Origin of the sequence: Streptomyces sp. V4I2 (assembly GCF_030817655.1) — a bacterium.
GTDB lineage: Bacteria > Actinomycetota > Actinomycetes > Streptomycetales > Streptomycetaceae > Streptomyces > Streptomyces plumbiresistens.
In genome coordinates this window covers 9682426-9708630 of sequence record NZ_JAUSZM010000003.1, presented here as the reverse complement: position 1 = coordinate 9708630, position 26205 = coordinate 9682426, and the positions used below count along the sequence as shown (strand labels likewise).

The 26205-nt window shown below is 70.3% G+C and carries 24 protein-coding genes and 1 pseudogene; 7 read left to right on the top strand and 18 right to left on the bottom strand.

Features of this window, described 5'->3' with window-relative positions; genetic code table 11:
- Positions 1-96: 96 nt before the first annotated feature.
- The 3 genes and pseudogenes from QFZ76_RS51990 to QFZ76_RS45335 form a co-directional block, all read right to left on the bottom strand.
- Positions 97-378: pseudogene (locus QFZ76_RS51990) on the bottom strand (hypothetical protein); the annotation flags it as partial.
- Positions 341-994: a maleylpyruvate isomerase N-terminal domain-containing protein gene (locus QFZ76_RS45340; RefSeq protein ID WP_307679172.1), complete on the bottom strand. Its 654-nt coding sequence runs from the start codon at positions 992-994 to the stop codon at positions 341-343. The gene QFZ76_RS45340 and the pseudogene QFZ76_RS51990, both read right to left, overlap by 38 nt.
- A 334-nt stretch (positions 995-1328) precedes the next feature.
- Positions 1329-2921, bottom strand: coding sequence for an amidase (locus QFZ76_RS45335; protein WP_307679171.1), 1593 nt, complete (start codon positions 2919-2921; stop codon positions 1329-1331).
- A gap of 255 nt (positions 2922-3176) precedes the next feature.
- Here QFZ76_RS45335 and QFZ76_RS45330 point away from each other — a divergent pair, with 255 nt between their 5' ends.
- Positions 3177-3440 (top strand): GlsB/YeaQ/YmgE family stress response membrane protein, encoded by a 264-nt coding sequence (locus tag QFZ76_RS45330; protein WP_266451468.1) that lies wholly within the window; start codon positions 3177-3179, stop codon positions 3438-3440.
- Positions 3441-3604: 164 nt separating this feature from the next.
- On the opposite strand, the gene QFZ76_RS45325 is transcribed toward QFZ76_RS45330, so the two are convergent.
- From QFZ76_RS45325 to QFZ76_RS45310, 4 genes are read right to left on the bottom strand one after another with little or no spacing between them, the layout of a single operon-like run.
- Positions 3605-4459 (bottom strand): ABC transporter ATP-binding protein, encoded by an 855-nt coding sequence (locus QFZ76_RS45325; protein ID WP_307679170.1) that lies wholly within the window; start codon positions 4457-4459, stop codon positions 3605-3607.
- A gap of 13 nt (positions 4460-4472) precedes the next feature.
- The gene (locus tag QFZ76_RS45320; RefSeq protein ID WP_307679169.1) at positions 4473-5255 is read right to left on the bottom strand and encodes an ABC transporter permease; all 783 of its coding nucleotides are present in this window, start codon (positions 5253-5255) and stop codon (positions 4473-4475) included.
- Positions 5252-6085: an ABC transporter permease gene (locus QFZ76_RS45315; protein ID WP_307680319.1), complete on the bottom strand. Its 834-nt coding sequence runs from the start codon at positions 6083-6085 to the stop codon at positions 5252-5254. Before QFZ76_RS45315 ends, QFZ76_RS45320 begins: the two co-directional genes overlap by 4 nt.
- Positions 6086-6108: 23 nt before the next feature.
- Positions 6109-7086 (bottom strand): ABC transporter substrate-binding protein, encoded by a 978-nt coding sequence (locus tag QFZ76_RS45310; protein WP_307679168.1) that lies wholly within the window; start codon positions 7084-7086, stop codon positions 6109-6111.
- 309 nt (positions 7087-7395) lie between these two features.
- Between QFZ76_RS45310 and QFZ76_RS45305 the strand changes: the two genes are divergently transcribed.
- The 4 genes from QFZ76_RS45305 (at position 7396) to QFZ76_RS45290 (ending at position 11336) form a co-directional block, all read left to right on the top strand.
- On the top strand, positions 7396-8787 hold the full coding sequence (locus QFZ76_RS45305) for an alpha/beta hydrolase family protein (protein WP_373464458.1): 1392 nt from the start codon (positions 7396-7398) through the stop codon (positions 8785-8787).
- A 49-nt stretch (positions 8788-8836) separates the two neighbouring features.
- Positions 8837-9691: a PaaX family transcriptional regulator C-terminal domain-containing protein gene (locus QFZ76_RS45300; protein WP_307679167.1), complete on the top strand. Its 855-nt coding sequence runs from the start codon at positions 8837-8839 to the stop codon at positions 9689-9691.
- Positions 9692-9917: 226 nt separating this feature from the next.
- On the top strand, positions 9918-10751 hold the full coding sequence (locus QFZ76_RS45295) for a class II glutamine amidotransferase (protein WP_307679166.1): 834 nt from the start codon (positions 9918-9920) through the stop codon (positions 10749-10751).
- Positions 10752-10763: 12 nt separating this feature from the next.
- Complete coding sequence (locus tag QFZ76_RS45290; RefSeq protein ID WP_307679164.1) at positions 10764-11336, top strand: GNAT family N-acetyltransferase; 573 nt, start codon at positions 10764-10766, stop codon at positions 11334-11336.
- A gap of 18 nt (positions 11337-11354) precedes the next feature.
- On the opposite strand, the gene QFZ76_RS45285 is transcribed toward QFZ76_RS45290, so the two are convergent.
- The 6 genes from QFZ76_RS45285 to QFZ76_RS45260 all read right to left on the bottom strand — a co-directional run bounded on the left by QFZ76_RS45285 (position 11355) and on the right by QFZ76_RS45260 (position 17809).
- The gene (locus QFZ76_RS45285; RefSeq protein ID WP_307679163.1) at positions 11355-12023 is read right to left on the bottom strand and encodes a hypothetical protein; all 669 of its coding nucleotides are present in this window, start codon (positions 12021-12023) and stop codon (positions 11355-11357) included.
- A 78-nt stretch (positions 12024-12101) separates the two neighbouring features.
- A complete protein-coding gene (locus QFZ76_RS45280) occupies positions 12102-12731 on the bottom strand; it encodes a TetR/AcrR family transcriptional regulator (protein ID WP_307679162.1) in 630 nt (209 codons plus the stop codon).
- 62 nt (positions 12732-12793) lie between these two features.
- Positions 12794-14848: a discoidin domain-containing protein gene (locus QFZ76_RS45275; protein ID WP_307679161.1), complete on the bottom strand. Its 2055-nt coding sequence runs from the start codon at positions 14846-14848 to the stop codon at positions 12794-12796.
- Between the two features lie 192 nt (positions 14849-15040).
- Positions 15041-15634 (bottom strand): hypothetical protein, encoded by a 594-nt coding sequence (locus QFZ76_RS45270; RefSeq protein ID WP_307679160.1) that lies wholly within the window; start codon positions 15632-15634, stop codon positions 15041-15043.
- A 224-nt stretch (positions 15635-15858) separates the two neighbouring features.
- The gene (locus QFZ76_RS45265; protein WP_307679159.1) at positions 15859-16434 is read right to left on the bottom strand and encodes a phosphatase PAP2 family protein; all 576 of its coding nucleotides are present in this window, start codon (positions 16432-16434) and stop codon (positions 15859-15861) included.
- Entirely contained in the window at positions 16427-17809 is a 1383-nt protein-coding gene (locus tag QFZ76_RS45260) for a diacylglycerol kinase family protein (RefSeq protein WP_307679158.1), read from the bottom strand. Before QFZ76_RS45260 ends, QFZ76_RS45265 begins: the two co-directional genes overlap by 8 nt.
- A gap of 389 nt (positions 17810-18198) precedes the next feature.
- Between QFZ76_RS45260 and QFZ76_RS45255 the strand changes: the two genes are divergently transcribed.
- Positions 18199-19278 carry an SGNH/GDSL hydrolase family protein gene (locus tag QFZ76_RS45255; RefSeq protein ID WP_307679157.1) on the top strand — a complete coding sequence of 360 codons (1080 nt, stop codon included), beginning with the start codon at positions 18199-18201 and terminating at the stop codon, positions 19276-19278.
- Between the two features lie 28 nt (positions 19279-19306).
- On the opposite strand, the gene QFZ76_RS45250 is transcribed toward QFZ76_RS45255, so the two are convergent.
- From QFZ76_RS45250 to QFZ76_RS45230, 5 genes are all read right to left on the bottom strand, one after another.
- Positions 19307-19966: a YceI family protein gene (locus QFZ76_RS45250; RefSeq protein ID WP_307679156.1), complete on the bottom strand. Its 660-nt coding sequence runs from the start codon at positions 19964-19966 to the stop codon at positions 19307-19309.
- Between the two features lie 218 nt (positions 19967-20184).
- Positions 20185-21777 carry a cation acetate symporter gene (locus QFZ76_RS45245; protein WP_307679155.1) on the bottom strand — a complete coding sequence of 531 codons (1593 nt, stop codon included), beginning with the start codon at positions 21775-21777 and terminating at the stop codon, positions 20185-20187.
- A complete protein-coding gene (locus QFZ76_RS45240) occupies positions 21771-22130 on the bottom strand; it encodes a DUF485 domain-containing protein (RefSeq protein WP_307679154.1) in 360 nt (119 codons plus the stop codon). The genes QFZ76_RS45245 and QFZ76_RS45240 overlap by 7 nt, the downstream gene beginning before the upstream one ends.
- 348 nt (positions 22131-22478) lie before the next feature.
- Entirely contained in the window at positions 22479-23813 is a 1335-nt protein-coding gene (locus QFZ76_RS45235) for a trehalase family glycosidase (RefSeq protein WP_307679153.1), read from the bottom strand.
- Entirely contained in the window at positions 23810-24658 is an 849-nt protein-coding gene (locus tag QFZ76_RS45230) for a sugar phosphate isomerase/epimerase (RefSeq protein ID WP_307679152.1), read from the bottom strand. The genes QFZ76_RS45235 and QFZ76_RS45230 overlap by 4 nt, the downstream gene beginning before the upstream one ends.
- Positions 24659-24784: 126 nt before the next feature.
- On the opposite strand from QFZ76_RS45230, the gene QFZ76_RS45225 reads away from it, so the two are divergent.
- Entirely contained in the window at positions 24785-26188 is a 1404-nt protein-coding gene (locus tag QFZ76_RS45225; RefSeq protein WP_307679151.1) for an ABC transporter substrate-binding protein, read from the top strand.
- Positions 26189-26205 lie beyond the last annotated feature (17 nt).

Sequence of the window (26205 nt, the reverse complement as noted above, 5' to 3'; positions counted from 1 at the left end):
GCCTGCGTCACCGATGCCTCGGCCTTCAAGGAGGCGCCGTCGTCGTCGGGCGACATCTCGACGATGACGTACTTGCCGTTCGCGCCGTTCTGGGCGGTCGTGGGCGGTGTTCGCGTAGACCTTGGTAATGGTCCTGCCGTCCCCGGTGAAGGTCTTCTTGGAAAGCTTCGCGGTGTCGATCGCCTTGGGGTATTCGAGTGCGACGGCGGTCAACTTCTGGCCGTCGCCGAAGACCTCGGTGATCGCGGTGGCATCCTTGACGCCTCCGCTACCACTGTGGCCACGCTGCCCTGCCCTGTGAAAGCCGAACCCGGGGCGACACCCGCCCGGTGGCGGACGATCAGCCGAGGACGAGCGGAAGTTTCGCGGCCAGTTCACCCAGTTCGGCCTTCTCGGCTTCGGCCGGGGCACGCCGTCCGGTGCCGATCAGCAGCGCGTCCTTGTCGGAGAAGGACGGGGGAAACGCCGTACCGGCGATCCTCTCCAGCAGTTCACGTGACCGGGCGAGCCCCTCGGCGGGCGGTTCCGTCGCGTCCGGGAGGTGCGCGATCAGGTCGAGGTGGTGCAGCGTCCACTCCAGGACGTACGCATGGAGGTAGTCGCCCGCGGTGAGCACCTGGTCGCGGGTGCGGACCCGGAGCGCGGAATCGGCGAGTTCGGCGGCGCGACCGGCGGCGGAACCGACGTCGTCGAGGTGGAACTTGAGCAGCCACGGCTCTTCGTACGCGGCGGCCAGGCGGACGATCAGCGCGTCGAGCGGGTCGTCGCCGGTCGGGGTGTCGACGAGGTCCCAGTACGTCACCGCGTCCCGGGTCGGTTCCGTCTCGGCGGGGGTGACGAGGGTGATCAGGACGTCCTGAGCGTCGATGATCAGGTGGCACACCAGGTCCCGCACGAGCCAGCCGGTGCAGCCGGACGGCCGCGCGAAGTCCTCGTCCTGGAGCTCGGCGACCGCTGTGCGCAACGCTGGCCAAGAGTGTGAGAAGAGATCCACGGCCGCAAGCTAGCAGCGCCCGACCCCCGCGGCGACCGGTTTCGCCCGCCCGGCTACAGCGCAGCCTGGCGGCTGCCCAGGTCAGAGCCCCAATGCACGGCGATGTCCCAAGGCGGAGGTCCGCCGACGAAACAAGCCGCGGAGCTTGGCCGGCTCCGGGGTCCGACTCCTGCTCCGGGTGCAACTCCGAATCCCGCTCCGAGTCCGACTCCAAACCCCGGTCCGACTCCCGCTCCGAGTCCGACAGCGCGGGAATCGCCTCGGAAGGCTTCGGCGACGGCCCCGTCGTACCGACGTGGTGCGCCTCAACACGCAGGCCACAGACCACGGTTGGTCAGAAACCCACGTCCGCGGGACGGTATGTCGGCGGGCGGCGCACTCGGCCGGCCTGCTCGTAGGCGTAGGCCAGGCGGAGCAGGGTCGGCTCGCTCCACGCCGTACCCATGAACGTCAGACCGACCGGCAGGCCGAACGCGAAGCCTGCCGGGACGCTGATCGCCGGGTATCCGGCGAGCGCGGCGGGCGTCGAGGCGCCGCCGCCGTGGCTGTCCCCGCGGATCAGGTCGATCTTGGCCGGCGGTCCGGTGGTCGGCATCACCAGCGCGTCCAGGCGGAATCGGCGCAGGACCGCGTCGATGCCCTCCGCGCGCGACAGCCGGTGGTTGGTGGCCAGTGCCTCGCGGTACTCGCGCTCGGTGACGTGCAGTTCGTGCACCGTCTCCAGTCCGTCCTGGCGCACATAGCGCAGTTCGCGGTCGGCGTGCGCACGGTTGAACGCGATGAGCTCCGCCAGGCTGCGCGGATGGTCGCCGCGGGCGCCGGCCAGGTAGGAGTTCAGCCCGCGCTTGAACTCGTACACCTGGACGGCCGGCGAGCTGGGCAGGTCCTCGAGTTGCTCGGCCGTGGGAATGTCGGCCGGGTCGACCACGGTTGCGCCGGCCTCCCGCAACGTGGCGATCGCGCGCTCCGCGATCTCGTCGGCGTGGTGGCTGTAACCGAAGTACACCGCGCGGGGTACGCCGATCCGCGCACCCCGGAGTCCCCCGGCATCCAGGAACCGGGTGTAGTCACGATGGAAGTGCCCGCGGCTCGCCTCGGTCGCCGGATCGCGGCCGTCGACGCCGACGAGGGCGCCGAGCAGGATCGCGGCGTCGCGGACCGTGCGCGCGATCGGGCCGACGCTGTCCTGGCTGGGCACCCCGGGGATCACTCCCCCGCGCCCGACCAGTCCGACGGTCGGCTTCACCCCGACCACGGAGTTCGCCGAAGCGGGGTCGATGATCGAGCCGTTCGTCTCGGTTCCGATCCCGGCGACGCACAGGTTGGCCGCGGCGGCGACCGCCGCACCGGAGCTGGACTCGTTCGGCGACCGGTCCAGCTTGTACGGGTTCCGGGTCTGCCCGCCACGGGCGCTCCACCCCGCGTGGTGGGTGAGTGACATCCCGCCTGCCCACTCGCTCAGGTTGGTCTTGCCGAGGATGACGGCACCGGCCGCACGTAATCTGGCGGCGACTGTGGCGTCCGCTGTCGGCCGTAGGCCTTCCAGGGCGAGTGATCCGGCCGTGGTGTGCATCCGGTCCGCGGTCTCCACCAGGTCCTTGAGCAGGATGGGGATGCCGTGCAGCGGCCCGCGGCGGTTGCCTTCGGCGTCCAGGCGACGGGCCTCCCGCAGCGCGTCGGGGTTGACCTCGATCACCGCGTGCAGGAGCGGATCGATGCGTTCGATCCGCTCCAGGTAGTAGCGGGTGAGCCGTTCGGCGTCGAGCCGCCCGTCGTCCATCCGCCGACGGAGCTCGGTGATGCCCAGCTCGTCCAGTTCCCCCGCCGCGGCATGGGCCTGGGCCGGAACTGCGCCGAGCAAGGGTGTGGCTGCCGCGGCGGTGCCGAGCGCGAGCACGCTCCGGCGCGTGGCGTTGGTCCGGTCCATTGGGTGCGGCTCCTTCATTGGATGGCCGACGCGGCACGTCCTCATGCACCGGAACGCTATAGACGTCGCCGGCGTATCTCGCTCCGGCGGTCCCCCGACTCGGTACTGGAAAGAACCCCCTGCCTGACCGGGGGACACCCGGAATGCCATGCCCGGCGCACCGGCGGACGAAGGGAGTCGTGATGAGAGACGGACTGATGCCTTCTCGACGGGGCACTCGTTCGATACCAACGAGTGAGGGGTGACAGACCGCTCATGGAGATCTCAGGCGTCATCAGCGCAATTGTCATCGGTATCGTGATCGGTGTTCTCGGCCGACTCGTCGTCCCCGGCCGTCAGCGGATAGGCATCCTCTGGACGATCGGGATCGGCATCATCGCGGCGTTCATCGGAACGGGCATCGCATCCGGCCTCGACGTCGCCGACACCGAGGGCGTCGACTGGGTCGAGTGGATCATCCAGATCGCACTCGCGGCCTTCGGTGTCGCCGCGATCAACAAGGTGAAGCTGCGCCGCTGACCGGCAGCCGCACCACGCTCGGCGGATTCCAGGCAGCCCACGCAGTCCGGCCGCGCCCGCGCGGTGCTCCGAGCACCGCGCGGGCGCGGCCGGCGTCGTGCCGACGTCCGCGCAGGACACTCGGCCGGCGGATCCCGGCCGTGTGAGCGGCAGCCGCCGACGGCCTACTCGGAACCGACCACTTCGGTCTGCGCCTTCGTCGGAGCCGCCTGCGGCATCCGGTCCGCGACCTGCGTCCCGTTCACGTCGCCGCTGTGCCTCTTGGCTCGCTGGATCTGTTCGTAGACGTGGGCGCGGAGTTCGGCGAAGCGGGTGCTGGAGCGGGTGTGCAACTGGTCGCGTTCGTCGGGGAGGTCGATGGTGAGGTCCTCCTGCACGACGGTCGGGGACGTGGACAGGATGAGGGTGCGCTGTCCGAGGTAGACCGCCTCGTCGATGTCGTGGGTGACGAACAGGACGGTGACACCCAGTTCGCGCCACAGGCGCCGGATGAGGTCCTCCAGGTCGGCGCGGGTCTGCGCGTCGACCGCCGCGAAGGGCTCGTCCATGAGCAGCACCTTGGGCTCGTACGCGACGGCGCGGGCGATGGCGACGCGCTGCTGCATCCCTCCGGACAGCTGCCACGGGTACGCCTGGTGGGCGTCGGCGAGACCGACCACTTCCAAGGCGTGGTCGACCAGTTCGCGCTCACGTGCCTTTCCGAGCTTCTTGCGGCGCAGCGGCAGGGCGACGTTGTCCCGTACGTTCATCCAGGCGAACAGGGAGCGGCCGTACTCCTGGAAGACGACCGCCATGCCGGGCGGCGGCCCGTCGACCGGGCGGCCGTCCAGGCGCACTTCGCCACTGGTGGGAGTGAGCAGTCCCGCCATGCACTTGAGCAGGGTGGTCTTGCCGCAGCCCGACGGACCGACCAGACACACCAGTTCGCCCGCGGCTATGTGAAAGGTGAGGTTGCGCAGCGCCTCGACGTTGCGGTGGCGGCCGGTGTAGATCTTCTGCAGGTCCTGTACGTCGAGCATCGACGTCTCCTTGTCAGGGGTTGCGCTGTGCGCGGCGCAGGCCGTGGTACCAGGCCAGGGCGCGGTTCTCGGCGAATCGGAAGAGCAGGGAGAGGAGGAAGCCGAGCAGGCCGAGCAGCAGGACGCCGCTCCACATCTCGGGGATGGCGAAGGAGCGTTGGAACTGGACGATGGTGAAACCCAGTCCGTTGCTGGAGGCGAACATCTCGCTGATGACCATCAGGATGATCCCGATCGACAGTGCCTGCCGCATGCCCGTGACGATCTGCGGGCTCGCCGATCTGAGCACCAGGTGCCACAGGCGCGTCGGTCCCGTGATGCCGTAGGACCGGCAGGTGTCGCTGAGCACCTCGTCGACGGCGCGGACGCCCTCGACGGTGTTGAGCAGGATCGGCCACATGCAGCCGCTGACGATGACGATCACCTTCATGGTGTCGCCGATTCCGGCGAACAGCATGATCACCGGTACGAGTACGGGTGGCGGGATGGCACGGAAGAGTTCCAGGACCGGCTCCAGTACGTCCCGTACGACCCGGCCCGTGCCCACCACCAGCCCGAGTCCCACTCCGGCGACCACGGCGAGGAGGTAGCCGGCGGTGAGCCGGAGCAGGCTGGGCAGGACGTCCGACCGGAGCCGCTCGGGTGTCCAGACCTCGCCGAACTTTCCGAGGGTGGTGGAGAGCGGCGGGAGATAGAAGTCGGTGCTGCCGGCGCTGGTGAACCACCACAGGGCGAACAGGGCTCCGGGCAGGCCGCCGGCGAGCAGGGCGCGCCGGAACACGGTGTGGACGGTCATCCCTCGGCCCCTCTCCTGCGGTTCGACTGGTGCCAGTGCAGCGCCCTGCGCTCGACCGCCCGTGCCACGAGGTTGATGGCCACCCCGAGCAGCCCCGTGACCAGCACCAGGGCGTAGACCTGCGGTACGGCGCCGGAGGACTGCGCGACGGCGAGCTCGCGCCCCAACCCCGGGGAGCCGATGACCAGTTCGGCGGTGACGGCGAGGACGAGAGCCACCGTGGCGGCCAGCCGTACGCCCGTCATCACGTAAGGCAGCGCGGTCGGCCACATGACGTGCCGTACCCGCCCCCACCTGCCCAGCCGGTAGCTCCGGGCCGTGTCGTCGGCCACCGGGTCGACGTCCTGCATGCCTGCCAGCACCTGGACGAGCACCTGCCAGAAGGAGGCGTAGACCACCAGAAGCAGCTTCGACCGCAGGTCCGTTCCGTACATGAGCACCGCGACGGGGATCAGGGCCACGGACGGGATCGGCCGCAGGAACTCGATGGTGGAGGCGGTCGCGGCACGCAGCAGGGGCACGGAGCCGATGACCACCCCGGCCACCACGCCCGCCCCGACCGCGATGGCCAGGCCCAGCGCCCAGCCGGTCAGGGTGTCGCCGAGGGCGGTCCAGAACGGGTCCTCGGCGAGCAACTGCCACAGGGCACGACCGGTTTCCGAGGCCGGGGGCAGGTAGTCGGCGGACACCAGGCCGACGTGCGGCAGTACCTCGAGTACGGCGACCAGTCCGGCCAGTCCGGCCAGGCCGCGCAGGGCAGCGGTGGGAACCGGGCGGCGCCGGCCGGAGGCGCTGCCGGAACCGATGGCCGGCCCGGCAGCGGGCGCCATCACAGGGGTGAGGTCGTGGTGGCTCACGAGAACAGGGAGTCCAGATCGGGCTTCTTGTCGCCGAAGAGGCCGTCCTTCTCACTCAGGGAGGCCAGCTTCTGTAGGGAGGCCATGTCGACGCTCGCCGGCCAGCTGGGCAGCGTGAGCTTCTGCTGCACATCGCCGCTGATCTTGGTGTAGGTGGCGAGGATCTGACGCGCCTCGTCCGGATGGTCGGAGGCGTACTGCAGGGACTCGGCCATGGCCTCGGTGAACTTCTTCACCAGGTCGGGGTTCTGCTGCTGCACCTGGGTCGAGGTGAAGTACGTCGCCACGGTGAGCTTGGGGTCCGTCTCGGCGAACGGCGAGGCCACCACGCGGGCACCCTGTCCCTTGGCGATCGTCATCGCGGGCTCGCCCATCCAGGCGGCGTCCACCCGCCCGCCGTCCAGCGCGGCCGGCATCTGGTCGAACGGGATCTCGACGAACTTGACCTTCGACGGGTCTCCGCCTGCCTGACGGACCGACTCGCGCACCGTCGTGTCCCCGATGTTCTGCAGGGTGTTCACCGCGACCGTGCGCCCGGCGAGGTCCTTGGCCGACTTGATCGAGCTGTCCTGCTTCACGGCCACTCCGGTGACGTCGGCACCGACCTTGCCGTTGGAGGCGGCGCCGTTGGCCACGGACTTGACCGGAACTCCCTTGACCTGGGCGATCATCAGCGACGTGGTGTTGCTGAACCCGAACTGGAACTGACCGCTCACCACGCCGGGGATGATGGCCGCGCCGCCCTGGGCGCTCACCATCTCCAGCTTGATGCCGCGGCTGTCGAAGAAGCCCTTCTTCTGCCCCAGGTAGAGCGGCGCCACGTCGACGATGGGGATGATGCCGACCTTCACCGTGGCGGTCTTGTCCCCGCTCGAGGCCGACGGCCCGCTCGATCCCGAGTCCGAGGACCCGCAGCCGGCTGCGCCGACGATGGTGAACAGTACTGCGGCAAGCCCGATAATGCGCCTTTGCATGGGCTCCTCCTGACGGAAGGCAAACGGGTGGATGGTGTGAGTGGCATGAACTGCCCTGGTCACGAGGTGCGCGGACGATGGGTGAGGCAGCGAAGCGGCGAACGGGCCACGGCTGCTCGACCACGACTCAGCACTGAATGTTGTGCACTTTCTTGACGGCGGCAATCTACACACCTACCTTCGCGCTGTCAGCACTCCGGACAAGCGAGGTTGCGACAGCTTCGCCCCACCCCTACCCCCACCGGGAAACCCGCCGAGCGGGCACCCGTTGGCGCCCACGGCCCGCCCGCCCGAAAGGGAGCTACGCCCGTGAAAACCCGCACCAGAACCCGCACCCTGGTCGTCCTGGCCGCTCTGCTCCTGTGCGGCCCGGTCTCCCCGGCCGCCCGCGCCGCCGACTCCACCACCCATGTCGAGGGCACGCTGCCGTCCGGCGCCGCCTACCTGATGGACATGCCCGCGCGCTGGAACGGCACCGTCCTGCTGTACAGCCACGGCTACCGCCCGGCCGGGTCGCCCAACCCCGCCCAGAACGCTCCCGACGACGCCACCAAGTCCCTGCTGCTGAACGCCGGTTACGCACTCGTCGGCTCCTCGTACGCCACCACCGGCTGGGCGGTCACGGACGCGGTGCCCGACCAGCTCGCCACCCTCGACGCCTTCACCGGCCGGTTCGGCCCGGCCCGCGAGACCATCGCCTGGGGCACCTCCTACGGCGGGCTCGTCACCACCGCCATCGCCGAACGCCACCAGCGGCGCATCAACGGATCGCTCTCGATGTGCGGCCTGGTGCAGGGCGGCGTCGCGAACTGGAACAGCACCCTCGACCCGGTATTCGCCCTGAGGACCCTGCTCGCGCCGGACTCCGGCATCCCGCTGACGGGACTCGGCAGCCAGGGCGAGGCCGCCGCGGCGGCGAACACCCTGTCCGCGGCCGTGGCCGGCGCCCAGTCCACCAGCACCGGCCGGGCCCGTATCGCACTGGCCGCCGCGCTCCACAACATCCCCGGCTGGAACAACCCCGCCCAGCCCCGCCCGGCACCCACCGACTGGGACACCCAGGAGGCCAACCAGTACCAAGGGGTCATGGGCCTGATCCTCTACCCCGCGTTCTCCTGGCGGCAGGAGGCGGAAGGCCGCGCGGGCGGCAACATGTCCTGGAACACCGGCGTCGACTACACGGCGATGCTCCACCGCTCCCCGCTCCACAACGAGGTCACGGAGCTCTACGCCAAGGCCGGCCTGTCCCTGCGCGACGACCTCGCCACGCTGAACAAGGCGCCCCGCATCAAGGCCGACCGGGGAGCGGTCGAGAAGATGGCCCGTACGAGCTCCTTCACCAGCGGACTGACCAAGCCCCAGCTGGACATCCACACCACCGGCGACGGACTCATCCCCGTCCAGGCCGAAAGCGCCCTGCGCCGGGCGGTCGCCGCCGCGGGCGCCGCTCCCCTGCTCCGGCAGTCCTACGTCGAGAACGCGGGCCACTGCACCTTCAGCCCCGGCGAGCAGGTCGCCGCCCTGCACACCCTGGAGGACCGCATCGCCACCGGCCGTTGGAAGGCCGCCGACCCCGACGCCCTCAACGCCCGCGCCACCGAGGCCGACCCCACCACGCCCGCCCGCTACGTGCACTACCGCCCGGCGTCCTACCCGCGTCCTTATGACCTCGCCCACCCCGCCGACCGCGTCCGCGGCTGACGCCCGGTCGCCCGCGGGGGCTCCGGCGGGCGACCGTACCCTTGTCGACGTGCACGAAGAACCCCGGCAGACCGCCGTCGACGCCCCCAGCGGACCGCAGCTGCGCCCCCAGTCGCTCATGCTCGCCTTCTTCGGCAACCACGTTCTGGACGAGGGGCCGCTGTGCGTGTACTCGGGCAGCATCATCGACGTCCTCGCCCGGGCCGGAGTCGGCGAGCAGGCCGTGCGTTCCACCCTCTCCCGCATGGTCAACCGCGGTCTGCTGCAACGCCAGCGCGAGGGACGCCGCATGTACTTCGGCCTCACCCCGCAGGCCGCCGAGATCCTCCGGGACGGAAGCAAACGCCTCTGGCACACCGGCGCCGTCAACGACGACTGGGACGGCACCTGGACCCTCCTCGGCTTCTCCCTCCCCGAGTCCTGGCAGCGCCAGCGCCACGACCTGCGCTCCCGGCTCACCTGGTCGGGCTTCGGCGCCCTGTACAGCGGCCTGTGGATCGCACCCGGTGACGTCGACGTCTCCGGCATCGTCGCCGAACTCGGCCTCGCCGCCCACGTCAAGATCTTCCACGCCACGGCCGACGACGCGACCGACGTCGGCCTGATGATCCGCGACACCTGGGACCTGGACAGCGTCGCCGCCCGGTACGCCGACTTCGACAAGCACTGGACCGCCTGGCTCGACACCGGCTCCGGCGACCCGGTCGGCAACCGGCTGCGCCTGATCAGCGAGTGGCTCGACATCATCCGCACCGACCCACGCCTGCCCGCCCGGCACCTCCCCGCCGACTGGCCGGCGCAGCCCGCGCACGACACCTTCCACCGCATCGCCGACCAGACCGCGGCGCCCGCCCGCCGGATGGCCGCCGAACTGCTCGACACCATTCCCCTGCGCTCGTCCTGAGCCGCCGCGCACGGCCGTTCCCCCACACCCACAGGTGGAGACGGTGCTCGCACGCGTCCGTATGCGATCAACGCGTTCACGAGCGACCGTGGTACCCATGGGCCCGTCCCGGCGCGACGTCGGCCGGGAGGGCGTCGGCAGCGCGGCGGCCGGAGCTGTCGTGGCGCCGGGTCCCTGTGTCCGCCCCGGTCCTCTCGCGTCTCGACCTGCCTCGGAGGTGATCGCCATGTGCCGGTGGCTCGTCTACTCAGGGACTCCGCAACTCCTCGAAACCATCCTGTACAAGCCCGCGCACTCACTCATCGACCAGAGCCTGCACTCCCGGATGGGCGTGGAGACGACCAACGGGGACGGCTTCGGTATCGGCTGGTACGCGCAGGACGCGGACCTCGGCAGCCCGGCCGTCGTCCGCGAGACCGGACCGGCGTGGAACAACCGCAATCTGCGGGAGATCGCCGGGCACGTCAGGTCCTCGCTCTTCTTCGCCCACATCCGCGCGTCGACGGGCACGGCAGTGCAGCAGACCAACAGCCACCCCTTCCGGCACGGCCGCTGGATGTGGATGCACAACGGAGCCATCGCCGGCTTCCCCGCCATGCGCAGGGACCTCTGCCTGGCCGTGGACCCCTCGCTGTTCGCCGCCATCGAGGGATCCACGGATTCCGAGGTGATGTTCTTCCTGGCGCTCACCATGGGACTCGAGGACGACCCTCCGGGGGCGGTCGCCCGGATGGCCGGGCTGGTCGAGCGCACGGGTCACGCACACGGCATAGCCGCCCCGCTGCAGATGACCATCGCGACCACCGACGGCGAGAGCGTCTGGGCGTTCCGCTACGCCAGCGACGGCGACGCCCGCTCGCTGTACTACAGCAGCCGCGTGGACTCACTGCGGGCCCTGCACCCCGACATATCGTTCCTGAAGGACCTGTCGGAGGAAACGCGCCTCGTCGTGTCCGAGCCCCTGGGTGATCTGCCAGGAGCCTGGAACGAGGTGCCGGAGCACAGCTACGGCGTGGTGCGAGCCGGCGCGGACGAACTGCGCTCCTTCGCACCGGCCTGAGATCGTGGTGGTATGACCATCGACGTTCGCCCGGCTTCGGTCTTCGAAGACGTCCGCACCCTGCTCGGTCCGAAGTCACCCGGAGCCAACGTCTGTTGGTGCCTGAGCTACCGGATCCCCTCCAGGCTCAACAACGAGCTTCGCGGACCGGCCCGCGGTGAGTACGTCGCCGAGCTGTGCCGTACGGGCCCCCCTCCGGGAGTGCTCGCCCACGACGGCGACGAGCCGGTCGGCTGGGCCGCGGTGGCACCGCGCTCGGACACCTCCTTCGCGCGCAACCGCAAGATCCCGTACATCGACGACCTGCCGGTCTGGTCGCTGTGGTGCATCCGCGTGCGCCCCGGTCATCGGAAGAAGGGGATCTCCCACGCCCTGATCGCCGGCGCGGTCGGATTCGCCCGCGCCCACGGCGCACCGGCGATCGAGGCGTACCCCCTCGACAACGGCGACGCCAAGGTCGACCTGACGATGGCGTACACCGGACTGCGGAAGAATTTCGAACGCGCCGGGTTCACCCACGCCGCCGACACCACGTCGGTGCTGGCCGGACACCCCCGCATCCTGATGCGGCTCGACCTGCGCTGAACCGGCCCTCGCCCGGCCTCACGCTCGCTTCAGCATCACCACGAGGCCGGCCGCCACCAGCCACAGTCCCAGCAGCATGGAAGTCAGCCAGGCACTGAAGGGCCCGGCCAGGCACAGCACACCCACGACGAGTGCGGCCCAGGTCAGCCACGAGGGCAGCATCTTGATGTCTTCCGTGCCGCGGGTGGTGCGCCAGATGGCGAGAAGCAGCACGGCCGCGCCCACCATCGCCGCGATGAGGCCCCCGTACGCCACCTCCAGCAGCAGGATCGCGATCAGGGCCGTCTCGGGTACGACCCGGAAGACGTCGACGTTGTTCGCGGTGATTCCGTAGGCGTTCCCGGCGATCGCCGAGATCATGAGGAGCACGACGAAAACGGTCCCGCCGGCGAGCGCGAAGGTGGAGCGCCTGCCGGCGGCGCGTACCAGTACCGGCAGGAAGCACAGGAACGCCAGCCCGCCCGCGAGCAGCAGCAGGGCGGAGGTCACGGACAGCGCCTGATTGCTGTCCTTGGAGTAGAAGGTGACGATCTCCCGGATCGCGTCGTCGTCCTCGGTGTCCGGCGTCCGCCAGGTCAGGACATGGCCGGCGATCATCAGTGCGCCGGCCAGGATCCCGGCGATCCCGGCCCACAGGGGCCTGCTTTCTCCCGCCCGGGTGGTTTCCTCGCTCTGCGACGCCGACATGGTGGCCTCCCGTCGGAGAGTCCCCCGAGATGGTCGTTTCCTCATCCCATCCTGCGCCGGAAACGGGCATGGCGCCCCTCAGTGAAGGACGTCCGGCCGGGGCGTCGAGGTGCTGTCGGCGTCGACCAGGCCGGCGATGTGGGCGGTGACCGTGTCGAGGATGTCGGTCCAGGTGGTGGCGTCGCCGAGCACCAGGTAGTTGAGGGTCAGGCCGTCGGTCATGGCGGCCAGGTAGCGGGCCAGTACCGGCACGGGGACACGCAGTCGGAGGCGCATGTCCTGGCGGAGCTGGTCGATGAGCTCGGTGTAGGCGTCGGCGTACAGCTCGTACTGGCGGCGCGCCAGGTGCTCGAAGCCGGGCTGGCGCAGCGCGTGCTGGGTGAGTTCGTAGGTGAGCATGTGTTCGTCGGGATGGGCGCGGACGTGGTCCCAGTAGGCCTGGAAGCCTGCCCGGACGGTCTCTTCGAGCGTGGCTCTGGGGCGCAGGGCCTCCTTCACCAGGGTCACGTAGTGGTCGGTGATAGTGGTGATCACGGACTCGATCAGCGCCTGCTTGGAGTCGAAGCAGTAGTGGAAGACGCTCAGGGACACGTCCGCCTCGGCGGCGATGGACCGGGTCGTCGTCTTGGCGACGCCGTCCCGGGCCATCGCCCTGATCGCCGCTTCCGTGAGCTGCCGGCGCCGTTCCACCAACGGCATCCGAGCCATATGCGCGTCCTGTCCTCGTGCTCTCGTGCTCTTGCCGGGCTCTTGCCGGGCGAGGTCGGCCGTCAGCTGCTGTGGACGCCCACCTCGTGGAGCGAGTATCCCCAGTCGGTGCCGCGGTCGAGGCCCAGCACGCGGACGTAGCGGGCGGGTGTGCCCGCGAACCGGGCCGTGTCCAGGCCGCCGTCACCGGCGGTCGTGGACCAGGCGGTCCGCCAGCTCACACCGTCGGTGGAGAGTTCGATGCGGTACGACTTCCCGTACGCGCGTTCCCAGTCGAGCGTGACGCGTCCGACGCGGTGGGTGGCGCCCAGGTCGATCCGCAGCCACTGGTCGTCGCTCCAGTCGCTGGCCCAGCGGGTGCCGCCGTCGCCGTCCACGGCGCGGCCGGGCGCGTAGCTGGTGACCGGGTTCGACTCCGCCGAACTGGCCGTGGCCGCGGCGCCCTTGGCGAGGTTGACCCCGGCCTGGTGCCGCTCGGACCCTCCCCAGGTGTCGAGGTAGGACTCCGCCCCGCCGAAGAGGTCGTCGACCACCTTCTGACCGCCGACGCGGCGGATGTCCTCGATCCAGTCCGGGACGAGGCCGTAGTGCGCGGCTCCGTCGGTGTTCAGGTCCCAGGTGCGCTGACCGGTGGTCTGCCTGTCGATGACGGAGCCGCCGTCGACGCTCTTGAACGGGTACGTGACCTTGTCGGCGGCGTCCGCGCCGCGCGGGGCGGGATGGTCGCCGATACCGTTGAAGTCGGTGCCGTAGCCGTATCCCACGCCATACTTCTCACGCAGCGCGGCCGTGCGCTCGGCCTCCGCGCTGAACTCCTTCGAGCCGTGCATGTACTGGGCGACGAAGCCGCCGAGCGCGTAGACCCGCTCGGTCCAGTTGAGGTCCATCCAGCTGTGCGAGGAGAGCACGCCGGGATACGAGGCGGCCTCGAAGATGTCGAGCACCCGGCCGGTGGCCTTCACGCTCATGTGGTCGATCTCCAGCATCATCTTGCGTTTCATCATGCCGCGCACGGCGTACTCACCGAGGTCCGTGAGGCCGCGGACGTTGCACTGGGCGTCCGCCTCGTACTCCGGGACCTCGACGCCGTCCGGGAGGTCCGCCTCGGCCTCAGTCGCCGCGCCGCCGATGGGGTTGTCCTTCTGCGGTCCGGTGCACTTCTCCGTCCGCCAGAAGGTACCCGTCGACAGGAACTGGCCGACGTTGATCGCCGTACCGAGCCCGTGCTCGTCGAAGCGGACCCCGCACAGCGCGTTGTCGAACTTGTGGCACAGGAACATGCTGCGCACACCCAGCCCGTACAGCTCGTCCAGCCCGGCGTCGATGTCGGCCTTGCTGCACTGCGCGATGTCCAGGATCTGCTTGCAGCCGAACGGCTCGGAGGTCTCGACGCCCAGGATGACCGCCAACTTGCCCTGCTCGATGACCTGTCGGGCCTGCGCGCTGTCGAGGACGATCCGGAACCAGCCCTTGCCGGGGCCGCCGTACATCTTGTCGATGTAGGCCTGGAGGTCGTAGGTCAGCTTCGCCTGGAGCCGGATCGAGGTCATCTCGTCGCAGCCGCGGTCCTTGAAGGGGTACACCGAGCAGATCATGCCGTTGGTGACGAGGTCGTTGACGAGGACGCGCTGTCCGCCGCGCCAGGCCCGCTCCACCCAGGCGTAGTAGTTCGCCTGATGGGTCATCGAGTCGTACGCCGGCCAGTCCTTGAACGTGGGCCAGCCGACCGGGTCGTGCCTGCCGTCACCGCCGTGGGTGATGTAGTCGAAGATCGCGAGCGTGCCGTCCGGGTAGTGCTCGGGACAGTCCTTGAGCGCGTCGGCCACGCCGGCCTCGGAGAACGTCTTGCCGCAGATGAGCCGGCCGCCGAAGGCCTCGTTGGACATCAGGTGGTTGTGCGCGTCGACGAACCCGCGCACCTCGCCCTCGGCGTTGGTGCCGGTGAACGGCTCGCCGCTGACGTTGATCTGGGAGTCCGGCGCCGGCCGTGCGGTCGGCACCCACCAGTCGGTGCCGGCCGCCGAACTCGGCGTGGGGCCGAGGGCCATGGCCAGCACGAGGAGGAGCAGCGAGACAACGGTGACGTCTTTGCGCCTGCGGTACGGGCGTCCGGTCATGGTCACTGCCCACGTCCCTCGGTCGGCGGGGTGGCGCGGTCGAGGAGCCCGACGATCCCGGGACCCGAAGGCGGGATTGTCATGACCGGCGCAAGATATGCGACGAGGATCGCGACAGGAGGGGTTCCGAGTCAAGGGTCCGGGACAAGTGACCTGATGAGGCGGTGGCACCGCAGGACGCCGATTCTCGCCTCAGCGCGCATCCGTCCTGGGAGCGTGTCCCGCGGTGAACCGTTCGGCGGCAGACCAGAGTTCGGCTGCGCGCTGTGGGTCGTAGGACTCCCGCGACGAGCGGTCCACCCGGGCGCGGTCGACGTAGGAGCCGGTCGGCGCCCGGGTCGTGCCGAGGACGACATCGGCCAGGCAGCGGCCCGCGGCGCTGCGGCTGGTGGCGAGCGGGGTGAGGGTCAGCGCCGACAGGACGCGGCGCATCGCGAACCGGGAGACGGGGTCCGCGTTGCGGGCGAGGCCGGTGCCGGGGACGAAGCCGGAGTTGTAGGCAACGGCGTCGATCCCGGCCCGCAGGCGGCGCGCGTACTCGTGCACGAGGTGGAGGGCGGCCAGCTTGCTCGTCGAGTACGCCGTGCGCCCGGCGGCGGTGGTGTCCGGCTCGGGGAAGGCACCCGCGCGGACCAGGACGTCCGGGGACCTCCAGGCCGGGCCGGGCACCATGCCCAGGTTGTGCCGGAAGTCGCCGAAGTGGGTGTCGCTGACGGTGATCACGATCCGGGCGGGAGCGGCGAAGCGGTCCCGGAGCAGGCGGACGAACAGGTGGTTGGCGAGCACCGCCAGAAAGACCCTGCGGCACCCCCGGCCTCGCCACCCCCGCTCACACCCCGCGAACAGCGGGCGGGTCCAGCGCCTCGATCCACCCGTTCCCGTGCCCACGGCTCGGCCACCACGCCGTCACACGCCCCCGAACCACAGCACCGCAGCCGACCGTGGCGTGTTCGGCACCTCACCATGTCCCTGCCCGTGGGCATCCCTGGGCGGGCGGAACGCGCCCCTGCTCAGTCGTCCCAGCGGGCCGCCGCGAGGACCGCGGCCGCCGCACCTGTGCCCAGTACGGCGCCGGCGACGACGTCTCCCGGGTAGTGCACGCCGGTGTGGATCCGTGAATAGCCCACCGCGCAGGCCAGCAGGCCGAGGGGAACCGTGGCGGCCGGGAACGCGGGTCCCACGGCCGCGGCGAAGGCGACGGCCGAGGCCGTGTGGCCCGAGGGGAAGGACGCGGAGGCCGGCATGGGCACGTGCCGCCACGGAAACGGCGAGTCCTCGGCGCGGTGGGGCCGAGGCCGGCGGACCAGGCGCTTGCCGAGCAGGTTGGCGGTCGTCGAGGCGACGCCGACGGCGGCGAGGCCCAGAACGGCGGCGCGGCGCGGCCGCCCGGGGCGCAGCGCCAGGAACCCGGCGACCACGAAGGAGATCTTCGAGTGGTCCGCCGCCGCGGACAGCCGCCGCAGGGCGGCGTCCAACGCGGGCGTCCTGGTGACCGTCACGGCCTCGTAGAGCGCCTGGTCGAGGGCGGCGAGATCACGCATCAGACCTCGCTGTGACCGGTCGTGCGGCAGCGGGCGGTCAAGCATCGCTCTGCTCCTGGTTCGTGCGGATCGGAAGGGGATCGTGGCCGAGCGCGAGGCGGACCACCCGCCGCCAGTCGACGGACGGGGCGACGTAGGAGGCGCCGGGACGATGTCGGGGCACGCGCACGCGCAGTGCGCCGGGACGCACCGTGCACACCACGGGAGGGGGCAGGGTGAGCGCTTCACCGTCGACGGCCACCGGGATGAGCTCCTCGTCGGCGTTCACGACCACCCGACGCGAGGTCAGGGAGGTGATGCTGCTGGCCCGTTCGCCGCGCAGCGCCAGTTCGGCGGCCTGCGCCGCGCCCTCCACTCGGATCGCGATCACGCCGAGCGTGCCCCCGTCGAGCCGCGGTCTGCGCCCGCCGCCGAGGGGGTCGGCCCGTCCGTAGGGGTTGTTGCTCACCAGCAAGGTCTGCGGGGCGTGCACGCGGGCGTCGTCGGTCTGCACATCCAGGACCGTGCCGGTCTCGCCGACCAGCAGGCCCGGCAGGTGGTCGAGCGCGGTGGCGGCCTTGGCGTCCCGGTAGTCGGGGCTCTGGACGATCTCCGCGTATGCCCCGAAGGAGACTGTGTTGACGAACGGCCGCCCGGCCACGTCACCCAGGTCGATACGGAGTTCCACGCCGTCCGAGAGGGCGTCCAGGCCGCTCACCGGATGGTCGCGGTCCAGGCCCAGGTCCATGGCCAGGTGGTTGCGGGTCCCGGCCGCCAGGACGACGAACGGCACACCGTGCTCGGCCGCCACTCCCGCCACCAGGGCCTGCGTGCCGTCACCGCCCGCCACGCCGAGCAGATCCGCGCCCTCGGCCACGGCCCGCCGGGCCAGCGTCACCGCGTCCGGTCCGGCGTCGAGGTCGAGCATCATCACGCGGGCGCCCAGCGCCTCGGCCCGCTCGGCCAGTCCGTGCCGGGAGACTTTTCCGCCCCCGGACCGCGGGTTCATGATCAGAACCGGGCGCCGGGGCGGCCGGGCCGAACGGGAGCGTACGCCGTGCGGCTTGCGCAGGCGCCGCAGCGCGCTCCGGGCGCAGGCCAGCGCCGCCGCCCACAAGGCGAGCGCGGTCACCGCCACCGGCCACAGGCCCGATACGGCGTACAGGATCAGGACACCGACGGGTGCGGCCAGCGCCAGCAGGGCACCGAGCAGGCGCGCCACTCCCCGGTGCGCGAGGGCCCACCAGATGCCCGCGCCGGCCAGGGCGAGCCCGGCCAGGCCGAGCAGCAGGATGAACCACTGACCGGCGCCGGCGACCACTGACGCGACGGCGCAGGCCACGCACAGCAGGGCGAGCCGGGCCAGCGCTCGCGCGGACCCCTCGTGTCTGTCGGAGCCGTCCGGCTCGGCCTCGCTCGTGGTTCGTCGGTTCGCGTTCATGGTGCGTCGGGGGGCCCTCGGGGTTCCCGCGTTCCGCGTACACGGTGTCGTCGCTGTACACGGTGTCATCGGTCTCCCTGCGTACCTCGAGTCCCTGCCCTGGCTCTCCTTCCATGGCCATAACGGCCGACAGGCTCGGCATCCCGACGTCCCTGGCACCGGTGCCGCGCGAACGGGCGCGCCGGTGTCTCGGTGGTCGCAGGCCCAACGATCTCATGAGGGCCGCCGACCTCCGGGACCAGATTTTCGCCAGGGGTTGACGGAGACCTGAGTGGCGGTCACTTTCTATAGAGCAGCCATGGGAGCGCTCCCATGACTCCATGCCCCACGCCGCCATCATCAAGGAGGGCCACATGCACGCGCCTGGCCGCTTATCCAGAAGAACGTTGATGACCGCCGCCGCCGCGGGCGCCGCCGCCGCGATCGCCCCTCCCGCGCAGGCATCCGGCGCGCGGGCCCGGTACCACACGGTGGGCCGCGTCAAGCGCGCCGCCGACGGGTGGGTGCGATACACCTGGCCCGGCATCTGCTTCGAGGGCCGGTTCCGGGGTACCGGCGTCGGCATCGCCCTCGACGACGCCGACAACGACTACGACGTCCAGATCGACGGAACGACCCTCGTCACGCTGGTCACTCCGGGCCGGACCCTCTCCTGGGTCGACGGCCTCTCCGACGCCGAGCACGGCGTGCGGCTCGTCAAGCGCACCGAAAGCCCGTGGGCGGCAGGCCGGTTCGGCGGGTTCGTCGCCCGTCCCGGCGGCGCCGTCCTCCCCGGGCCGCGGGCGCGGAGCCGGCAGATCGAGTTCATCGGTGACTCCTTCACCGCCGGATACGGCAACGTCTCCGGCACACGCGACTGTTCGACCAACGGAGGAGTGAACCGGAACAGCAACGCCGATCTCGCCTTCGGTGCCCTCACCGCCCGGAAGCTCAATGCCGACCACCAGATCAACGCCTTCTCCGGCCGGGGCATGGTCCGCAACTACAACGGCAGCAGCCCCGATACCGACTTCCGCACTTACTACGATCGGGCGCTGCTGAACGTCGAGGGCGATGTCTGGCGGAATCCCGGCACCTGGCGGCCCCAGGTGGTCGTGGTCGGTCTGGGCATCAACGACTTCTCCACCCCGCTCAATCCCGGCGAGCGCTGGAGCACGGAGGACGAGCTGGTCGCCGCCTACGAGACCGCGTATCAGGGCTTTCTCGACAAGCTGCGCGCCCGGTACGGCCCGAAGACTTTCCTCGTGGTCAGCGCCGCCCACCTCTCCAACACCACGGCGTTCGCCCGGGCCACCCTGCGCATCGTCCAGGAGCGCAACCGGCAGGGCGACGACCGGGTCCGCCACTGGTACTACGACGACCCCGGCCTGGACCACCTCGGCTGCGACTGGCACCCCTCTCTCAACGACCACCGGATCATCTCCGGCCTGCTCGACGACTGCCTCGCCGGCCTTCCGCTGCACTGGTAGCCGGACGGACAGCGACGTCCGAATTCCGTCAGTCGACGGGCGGCCTGCGAATTGCGGCGATGTCGAATTGGAGACGCACCTTTTCACTCACCATGGCGCCGCCTTCGGCCAGTCTGGTGCTGTACGTCAGGCCCCATTCGGAGCGGTCGATGGTGGTGGTGCCGTCGAAGCCGACACGGTCGTATCCGAAGGGGTCGGTGACGTGGCCGATGTAGGTGAGTTCCAGGACGACGGGGCGGGTGGAGTTCTTGATGGTGAGGTCGCCGGTCATGCGGTAGACGTCGGTGTCCGCGAGTTCGACCGAGGTGCTGGCGAAATGCATGCGCGGGTAGGCCCTGGCGTCAAGGAAGTCACGGCCCACCAGGTGGGCGTCCCGTTGTTCCACGCCGGTGTCGACGCTGGCGGTGTTGATGATGATTTCCGCCTGTGAGCGGGCCGGGTCGCGGCCGTCGAAGTACAGGCGACTCTGGTATTCCGAGAAGGCTCCGCGCACCGTGGTGACCATGGCGTGGCGCACGGAGAAACCGATCCTGCTGTGGGCGGGGTCGATGACCCATTCCCCGGTCAGCGTTGCCAGTGCGGGATCCAGAAGGGTTGTGGTGGCGGCAGCCGGTGACGCTGTGGGGGGCTTGGGAGCGGTGGCCGGTTCCGTGCGGCGGAACGGGGTGCCCCGGCTGAACAAATTCATGATTCACCTAAGTACTGCACTGAAGTTGTTGCCGCAAGCCCGCATCGAGTGACTGAGCTTTCCGGAGCCGCACCGCACAACCTGCGCACCTCCTGCGCATGGACGAGGAACGAAAACTCCACACATTCACCATTCAACCTCAAAGGGACTGAGGAATGGACCGACCGTCTGTTGACCCACGCTGCTACGACTTGTCGGTCCAAACACCTCGAACACCTCTAGTCGACTCCGACGAGGGTGCGGACCTCGAAGTCCTCGTAGGTTTCCGGGGTTTCGGGCCGGCTCAGTACCGATCCGAGCCAGCCCAGCAGGAAGCCGGCCGGGATGGAGACGAGACCGGGGTTCTGCAGCGGGAACCAGGCGAAGTCGGCGGAGGGGTAGAGCGAGCTGGGGGTGGAGGAGACGACGGGTGAGAAGACGACAAGCAGGACGGAGCACAGGAGGCCGCCGCAGAGGCTGAGCAGGGCGCCCTGTGCGGTGAAGCGCCGCCAGAAGAGGGTGTAGATGAGTGTCGGCAGGATGGCGGAGGCGGCGATGGCGAAGGCGAGGAAGGCCAGGGTGGCGGTGTTGGCGCCCCAGGAGATGAGGGCGAGCAGCATGCCGAGGACGCCGATGACGACCGCCGCGAGCCGGGCCACGGCGAGTTCCTCCGTCTCCTTCGCCCTGCCCTTGCGGATCACCTCGCCGTAGAGGTCGTGGGCGAGGGAGGAGGCCGCGGCCAGAGTGAGGCCCGCGGCGACCGCCAGGAGGGTGACGAAGGCCAGGCAGGACAGGAGGGCGGTGAGGACGGCGCCGCCCAGGTCGTGCGCCAGCAGCAGGACGGCCGCATCGCCCTTGCGGTCGGTCTGCGCGATGGTGTCCCGGCCGACGATGGCGGTGGCGCCCAGGCCGAGAATGCCCGCTGCCAGGCAGACGAGGCTGACCAGGCCCATAGCCCACACCACGGAGGAGCGCAGGACGCTGCTCGACTTCGGGGCGAGCAGCCGCATCATCACGTGCGGGAGCGCGGCCAGGCCGAGGACGATGGCCAACTGCAGGCTGAAGAAGTCGAGTTTGCTGGTGGTGCTGGCGCCGTAGCGGAGCCCGGGTTCCAGGAAGCGCGTACCCGAGCCGCTGTTGTCCGCCGCGGCGGCGAGCAGGGCGTCGAAGTTCCAGTCGAAGCGGTTCAGCACCATCACCGCGGTCACGGTGACGCCCGAGATCAGCATCACGGCTTTGACGACCTGGATGAACGTGGCGCCGGGCATGCCGCCGATGGCCGCGTACACGATGACGATGGTGCCGATGACGACGACGCACAGGGTGCGGGTGGTGGCGCTGGGTTCGCCGGTGAACTGGGTCAGCAGGGCGACGCTGCCGACGAGTTGGGCCACCAGGTAGAGGGTGGTGATGGCGAGCGTGCACAGGGCCAGGGCGAGTCGTACCGGCCGCTGCATGTGCTTCAGGCGCAGCGCCAGGGTGTCGCCCAGCGTGTACTTGCCCGCGTTGCGCAGGGGTTCGGCGACCAGCAGCAGGACCATCATCCAGGCGACCGCGGTGCCGCACAGGTACAGCAGTCCGTCGTATCCGGTCAGGGCGACCAGGCCGGTGCTGCCCAGCAGGGTCGCGGCCGACAGGTAGTCCCCGCACATCGCCAGCCCGTTGCGCAGCGGGGTCATGGTGCGGTTGCCGAGGTAGAACTCGCTGATCTCGTCGCGTTGCGGTGCGGTCAGCAACGCGGTGAACAGGGTGACCACGACCACGGACAGGAAGAGCACGAGCGTCAGTTGCAGGCCGAAGCGGTCCACGACCGCGGCGCCGGTCGTCACCACGGGCGGAACTCCCCCGCCCCGGGGGCCACCGGCGGTTCGGCCGCCGCTCGTCCTCGTGCCGCGACCTCGTCGTGGTGGCGCGCGAGTCCGCGCAGGCCGCGGGTCACCGGTGTGACGCGGGTACGCATGTGGACGAGGTAGCGCCACACGATGACCGCCATCATCACGAACTGTCCGAGACCCAGGGCCAGTCCGAGGGTGAGGTGACCGCTCAGGGAGCTGTTCATCAGCCCGGGCGCGAAGCTGGACAGCAGTACGTAGAGAAGAAATCCACCGACGGCGACGGCCGTCGAGCGGCTTCCGAATCTGCGGTGGGCGCGGCGGAGGGACTGGTACGCGGGATCGTGGGACACCGATCGTTGCCCGGCACGTTCGGGAGTCGACAAAATGGCACCTTCATGCTCTGCGCGGACTTTGTGGGGGGTTCGTGAATCCGAAATTCGCGTGATTCGAATTTCCGCTGGACTGCGGGCCCTGTTCGGCGACCGGCTCTTACGTCGGTGGGTGACGACGCTGCCGGGAGGGGATTGTCGCAGCGCGCCCGTTGAACAATCAACCGGCAGGGCTATTCGATTTCCGGGGCTGACTCATTCACACCTTCGGCATATGCCCTCGACGCCGGGCGGCCTGGGAGAAGCGGGCCGCCCGGAATAGGTCTGCACCTTTTCTCCGGTCAGGTTGTCTCAAATGCAGTGCACAACTTAGATGCACAGCAGATCGAGGGTGAGGGCCGCGGTCCAGGAGAAGCGGCGGGCACCGCGGCCCCCGCCGGTGACGGGGTCGACGTACTCGGCGAAGTCGGAGCGGCCCGCCTCCGCGAGGAAACCCTGCCGCAGGCGCTCGGCCTGCGCGGTCAGGCCGTGGGTGCGCAGGCCCCGGTGGATCAGCCAGGCCGTGTTGAACCAGGCCGGGCCGCGCCAGTAGCGGTGGGGGTCGAAGGCGTGGCCGGTGACGTCGTAGCTGGGGATCAGGTGCGTGGCCGGTGCCCTGAAGTGGGGGCCGTCGAGCGTCTCGTGCAGGCGCTTGACGACGTCCCGCGAGAGGTGCGGGACGGCGAGCGGGACGAGGCCGGTGACGCTGCGTTCGTCGACGAGGGCGTCGGTGGCGAGATCGCGGACGCGGAAGAGGCCGGACGTGTCGTCCCACAGGCGGCTGACGAGCCGTCGGGTGAGCTCGGCGGCCCGTGCCGTGTGCGGTGCACCCGACCTGCCCAGCTCGCCGGCCATGTTGGCGAGCGCCGACTCGCTGACGATCAGCAGGGCGTTGAAGCAGGGGTCCTCCACCGCGAAGCGGTGCCGTGCCGCGTGGTCGTCGTACTCGGCGTCGCGGTAGTCGGCCGCCAGCCGGACGTAACGGCCGTAGTCCAGGTCGGTGGGCCGGTCGGCGGGGTTGCCGTGGTTCAGGTCGGCGCGGTGGTAGGCGTCGGGTGCCGCGGGGTCGACGCGCTGCAGAGGTCCGTCCCAGCAGGGGCTGTTGTCCATTCCGGGCTCCCACGGGTGGACGACGGCCGCCAGTCCCCCGCCGCCGAGGTCGCGGCGGGTGAGCAGGTAGTCGTGCCAGGCGACGAGCCGTGGGTAGGCGCGGGCCAGGAAGCCCCGGCGGCGCGATTCCGCGGGATCCGCGCGGTGGACCAGCCAGGCCGCGAGGGCGTGCACGGGCGGTTGGACGATGCCCGACGTCTCCGGCGTCGACGGGGCGCCCGCGGTCCGGCCGGCGCGTGAGGACTGCCAGAAGTCCGGGCTGGGGAAGTACGCGTCGGGCGGCAGGGCCGGGTTGAAGACGATGTGCGGCAGGCGTCCGTCGGCCCACTGCCCGGCGAGCAGCGATTCCAGCTCCCGCTGGGCACGGCGGGCGGACAGGTGGCGCAGGCCGATGGCGATGAAGGCGGAGTCCCAGCTCCACTGGTGGGGGTAGAGGGTGCGGGAGGGGACGGTGGAGGTGCCGGTCCAGTTGTCGAGAAGGACCCGCGCCGCACCGCGCCGCAGTGTCAGGGCTGCGGACGCGGTGGGCGCGGGCCGGTCCAGGAGGCCCCTCACGCGCCGGACCTCTGCAGGAAGGCGGGGATGGAGCGGACGGCCTCGATCGGGTCACCGGTGAGGCGGCATTCGGCGACGAGGTGGCCGTCGTAGCCGATGGTGTGCAGGGCGCTGAGCCAGGCGGGCCAGTCGAGGTGGCCGGCGCCGGGCTGGAGCCGGTTGGAGTCGGAGACCTGGGCGTGGCCGATCAGGTCGGCGTGGGCGAGGATCGCGGCGACGGGGTCGCTCTCCTCGATGTTCATGTGGTAGCTGTCGATGCCGATCCTGATGCAGTCCATGCCGGTCGCGCGGATCAGGTCGGCGGCCTGGTCGAGCCGGTTGACCATGTGGTCCTCGTACCGGTTGAGGGGCTCCAGGAAGAGGGTGACGCCCTCCGCCCGCGCGTGCTCGCCGAGTTCGGTCAGGCCGGTCAGCAGGATCTCGCGGTCCTCCTGCTCGGTGCGCGGGGGTTCGAAGGGCGGCAGACGGCGCGAGAACATGCCGAAGGCGGCCGGGGTCTGCACGCCGAGGCCGCCGAGTTCCGCGATCACGGTGAGCTGTGCCTTCAACTGGGCGATGGCGTCGCGGCGTTGGTCCTCGTCGAAGGCGCCGAAGAAGTGCGGCATGTCGACGCACACCGTCGGCATGACCACGCCGTCCTCGCGGGCCTGCCGCAGTTCGTCGAGGCGGGCCGTGAAGTGGAAGTCGCCTCTGGCGCGCAGTTCGATGGCGTCGTAGCCGGACTCCTGGGCGATGTCCCACTTGGCCTGCAGGGTGTCCCCCGGAAGGAGTTGCTCCTGGACGGCGGTCCTGAGGGTGCCCCTCGGAATCGGGCGTAGGTCGGCGGGCTGGACAGCGCATTCCACGGATGGCTCCGAAGGGGGTGCGGGTGTCGGTTGAGTCGACAATAACCCGCACTTATGTCTTGTCAACACGCAAAACTGGTGCTGAGATGCGTGCTGACCAGACGTAAGTCGATTTGAGGACACGCCATGCGCGCCAAGAGCCGGCGGTCGAAGCTGATCGCCGTGGGCATCACGGCAGTTCTGGGGTTCGGGCTGCTGACGGGCTGCTCCAGCGGTACCGGGCCGGGAAGACCCGACCGGGAGATCACCGTCTGGTCCCAGGAGAGCCTTCCGGATCGGGTCGCGGCGACCCAGAAGATCGTCGACGCGTTCGAGCGGAAGACCGGTATCACCGTGCGTCTGGTCGGTGTCGCCGAGGCCCAGTTGCCCCAGCTCATCATGTCGGCGGCGGCCTCCGGCACGCTCCCCGACGTCATCGGGGCCACCACGTTGAGCCAGATCTGGCAGATGTACTCGAACGAGTTACTCAACACCGACATCCCGAAGCGGATCGTCGACGAACTCGGGCGCGACACCTTCAACGCCAACGCGCTCGCCCTGACCTCCGACGGGAGCACCAGCCTCGGCGTCCCCTCCGACGCCTGGCTGCAGCTGCTCGTGTACCGCAAGGACCAGTTCGACCGGAAACAGCTGGCGGCCCCCGACACCTACGCGAGGGCCGTGGCCGCCGCCGAGGCGCTGACCACCGACGGCCACGACGGTGTCTCGGCGGCCACCGACCCGGGTGACGTGTTCACCTCGCAGAGCTTCGAGAGCCTGGCCCTGGCCAACGACTGCCAACTCGTCGACGACCGCCACGAGGTGGCCCTCGAGTCCCCCCAGTGCGAAACCGCGTTCCGTACGTACGACCAACTCGCCCGCGTCCACGGCGCCCCGGGCACCCAGACCGTCGACTCCACCCGCGCCACCTACTTCGCGGGCCGCTCCTCCATGGTCGTCTGGTCGTCGTTCCTGCTGGACGAACTCGCCGGTCTGCGGAAGGACGCCCTGCCCAGCTGCTCCGCGTGCAAGGCGGACCCGCGGTTCCTGTCCCGCAACAGCGGCATCGTCACCGCGATGAAGGGCCCCGACGCCACCGAGGCGGCGCAGTTCGGCGAGATCACCTCGTGGGTGACCACCAGGACGGCCGAGACGGCCGCCTCCCGCGAGTTCGTCGAGTACATGATGGGCACCGGCTACGAGCCCTGGTTCGGCATGGCGCCCGAGGGCAAGATCCCCGTCCGCGAGGGGACGGCCGCGCAGCCCGACCGTTATCTCGACGCCTGGCGGCACAGCGACATCGGGGTCGACACCCGCGAGCCGTTCGACGAGGTCTTCCCGGCGAGTCTGCTCGACCAACTCGCCGCCGGCGTCGGCAGGATGCGGCGCTGGGGCATCACTCAGGGCGAAGGGGCCCTCGTCGGCGCCACCAACGGCGAACTGCCCGTGCCCAAGGCCATCAGCGCCATGACCGGCGGACAGACCTCGCCCTCCGAGGCGGCACGCGAAGCCGACGACGAGGTCGCCGCCCTGAAGAAGTCCCTGCAGTAGCCGCCCGCCCGGACGTC

Bases quoted from the DNA above. Each gene is read 5' to 3' on its own strand.
- QFZ76_RS45255 (WP_307679157.1), top strand. From the start codon at position 18,199: ATGACCGCCGCCGCCGCGGGCGCCGCCGCCGCGATCGCCCCTCCCGCG.
- QFZ76_RS45250 (WP_307679156.1), bottom strand. From the start codon at position 19,966: ATGAATTTGTTCAGCCGGGGCACCCCGTTCCGCCGCACGGAACCGGCC.
- QFZ76_RS45265 (WP_307679159.1), bottom strand. From the start codon at position 16,434: ATGCTTGACCGCCCGCTGCCGCACGACCGGTCACAGCGAGGTCTGATG.
- QFZ76_RS45315 (WP_307680319.1), bottom strand. From the start codon at position 6,085: ATGGCGCCCGCTGCCGGGCCGGCCATCGGTTCCGGCAGCGCCTCCGGC.
- QFZ76_RS45310 (WP_307679168.1), bottom strand. From the start codon at position 7,086: ATGCAAAGGCGCATTATCGGGCTTGCCGCAGTACTGTTCACCATCGTC.
- QFZ76_RS45285 (WP_307679163.1), bottom strand. From the start codon at position 12,023: ATGTCGGCGTCGCAGAGCGAGGAAACCACCCGGGCGGGAGAAAGCAGG.
- QFZ76_RS45325 (WP_307679170.1), bottom strand. From the start codon at position 4,459: ATGCTCGACGTACAGGACCTGCAGAAGATCTACACCGGCCGCCACCGC.
- QFZ76_RS45320 (WP_307679169.1), bottom strand. From the start codon at position 5,255: ATGACCGTCCACACCGTGTTCCGGCGCGCCCTGCTCGCCGGCGGCCTG.
- QFZ76_RS45275 (WP_307679161.1), bottom strand. From the start codon at position 14,848: ATGACCGGACGCCCGTACCGCAGGCGCAAAGACGTCACCGTTGTCTCG.
- QFZ76_RS45295 (WP_307679166.1), top strand. From the start codon at position 9,918: ATGTGCCGGTGGCTCGTCTACTCAGGGACTCCGCAACTCCTCGAAACC.
- QFZ76_RS45260 (WP_307679158.1), bottom strand. From the start codon at position 17,809: ATGAACGCGAACCGACGAACCACGAGCGAGGCCGAGCCGGACGGCTCC.
- QFZ76_RS45335 (WP_307679171.1), bottom strand. From the start codon at position 2,921: ATGGACCGGACCAACGCCACGCGCCGGAGCGTGCTCGCGCTCGGCACC.
- QFZ76_RS45280 (WP_307679162.1), bottom strand. From the start codon at position 12,731: ATGGCTCGGATGCCGTTGGTGGAACGGCGCCGGCAGCTCACGGAAGCG.
- QFZ76_RS45290 (WP_307679164.1), top strand. From the start codon at position 10,764: ATGACCATCGACGTTCGCCCGGCTTCGGTCTTCGAAGACGTCCGCACC.
- QFZ76_RS45225 (WP_307679151.1), top strand. From the start codon at position 24,785: ATGCGCGCCAAGAGCCGGCGGTCGAAGCTGATCGCCGTGGGCATCACG.
- QFZ76_RS45330 (WP_266451468.1), top strand. From the start codon at position 3,177: ATGGAGATCTCAGGCGTCATCAGCGCAATTGTCATCGGTATCGTGATC.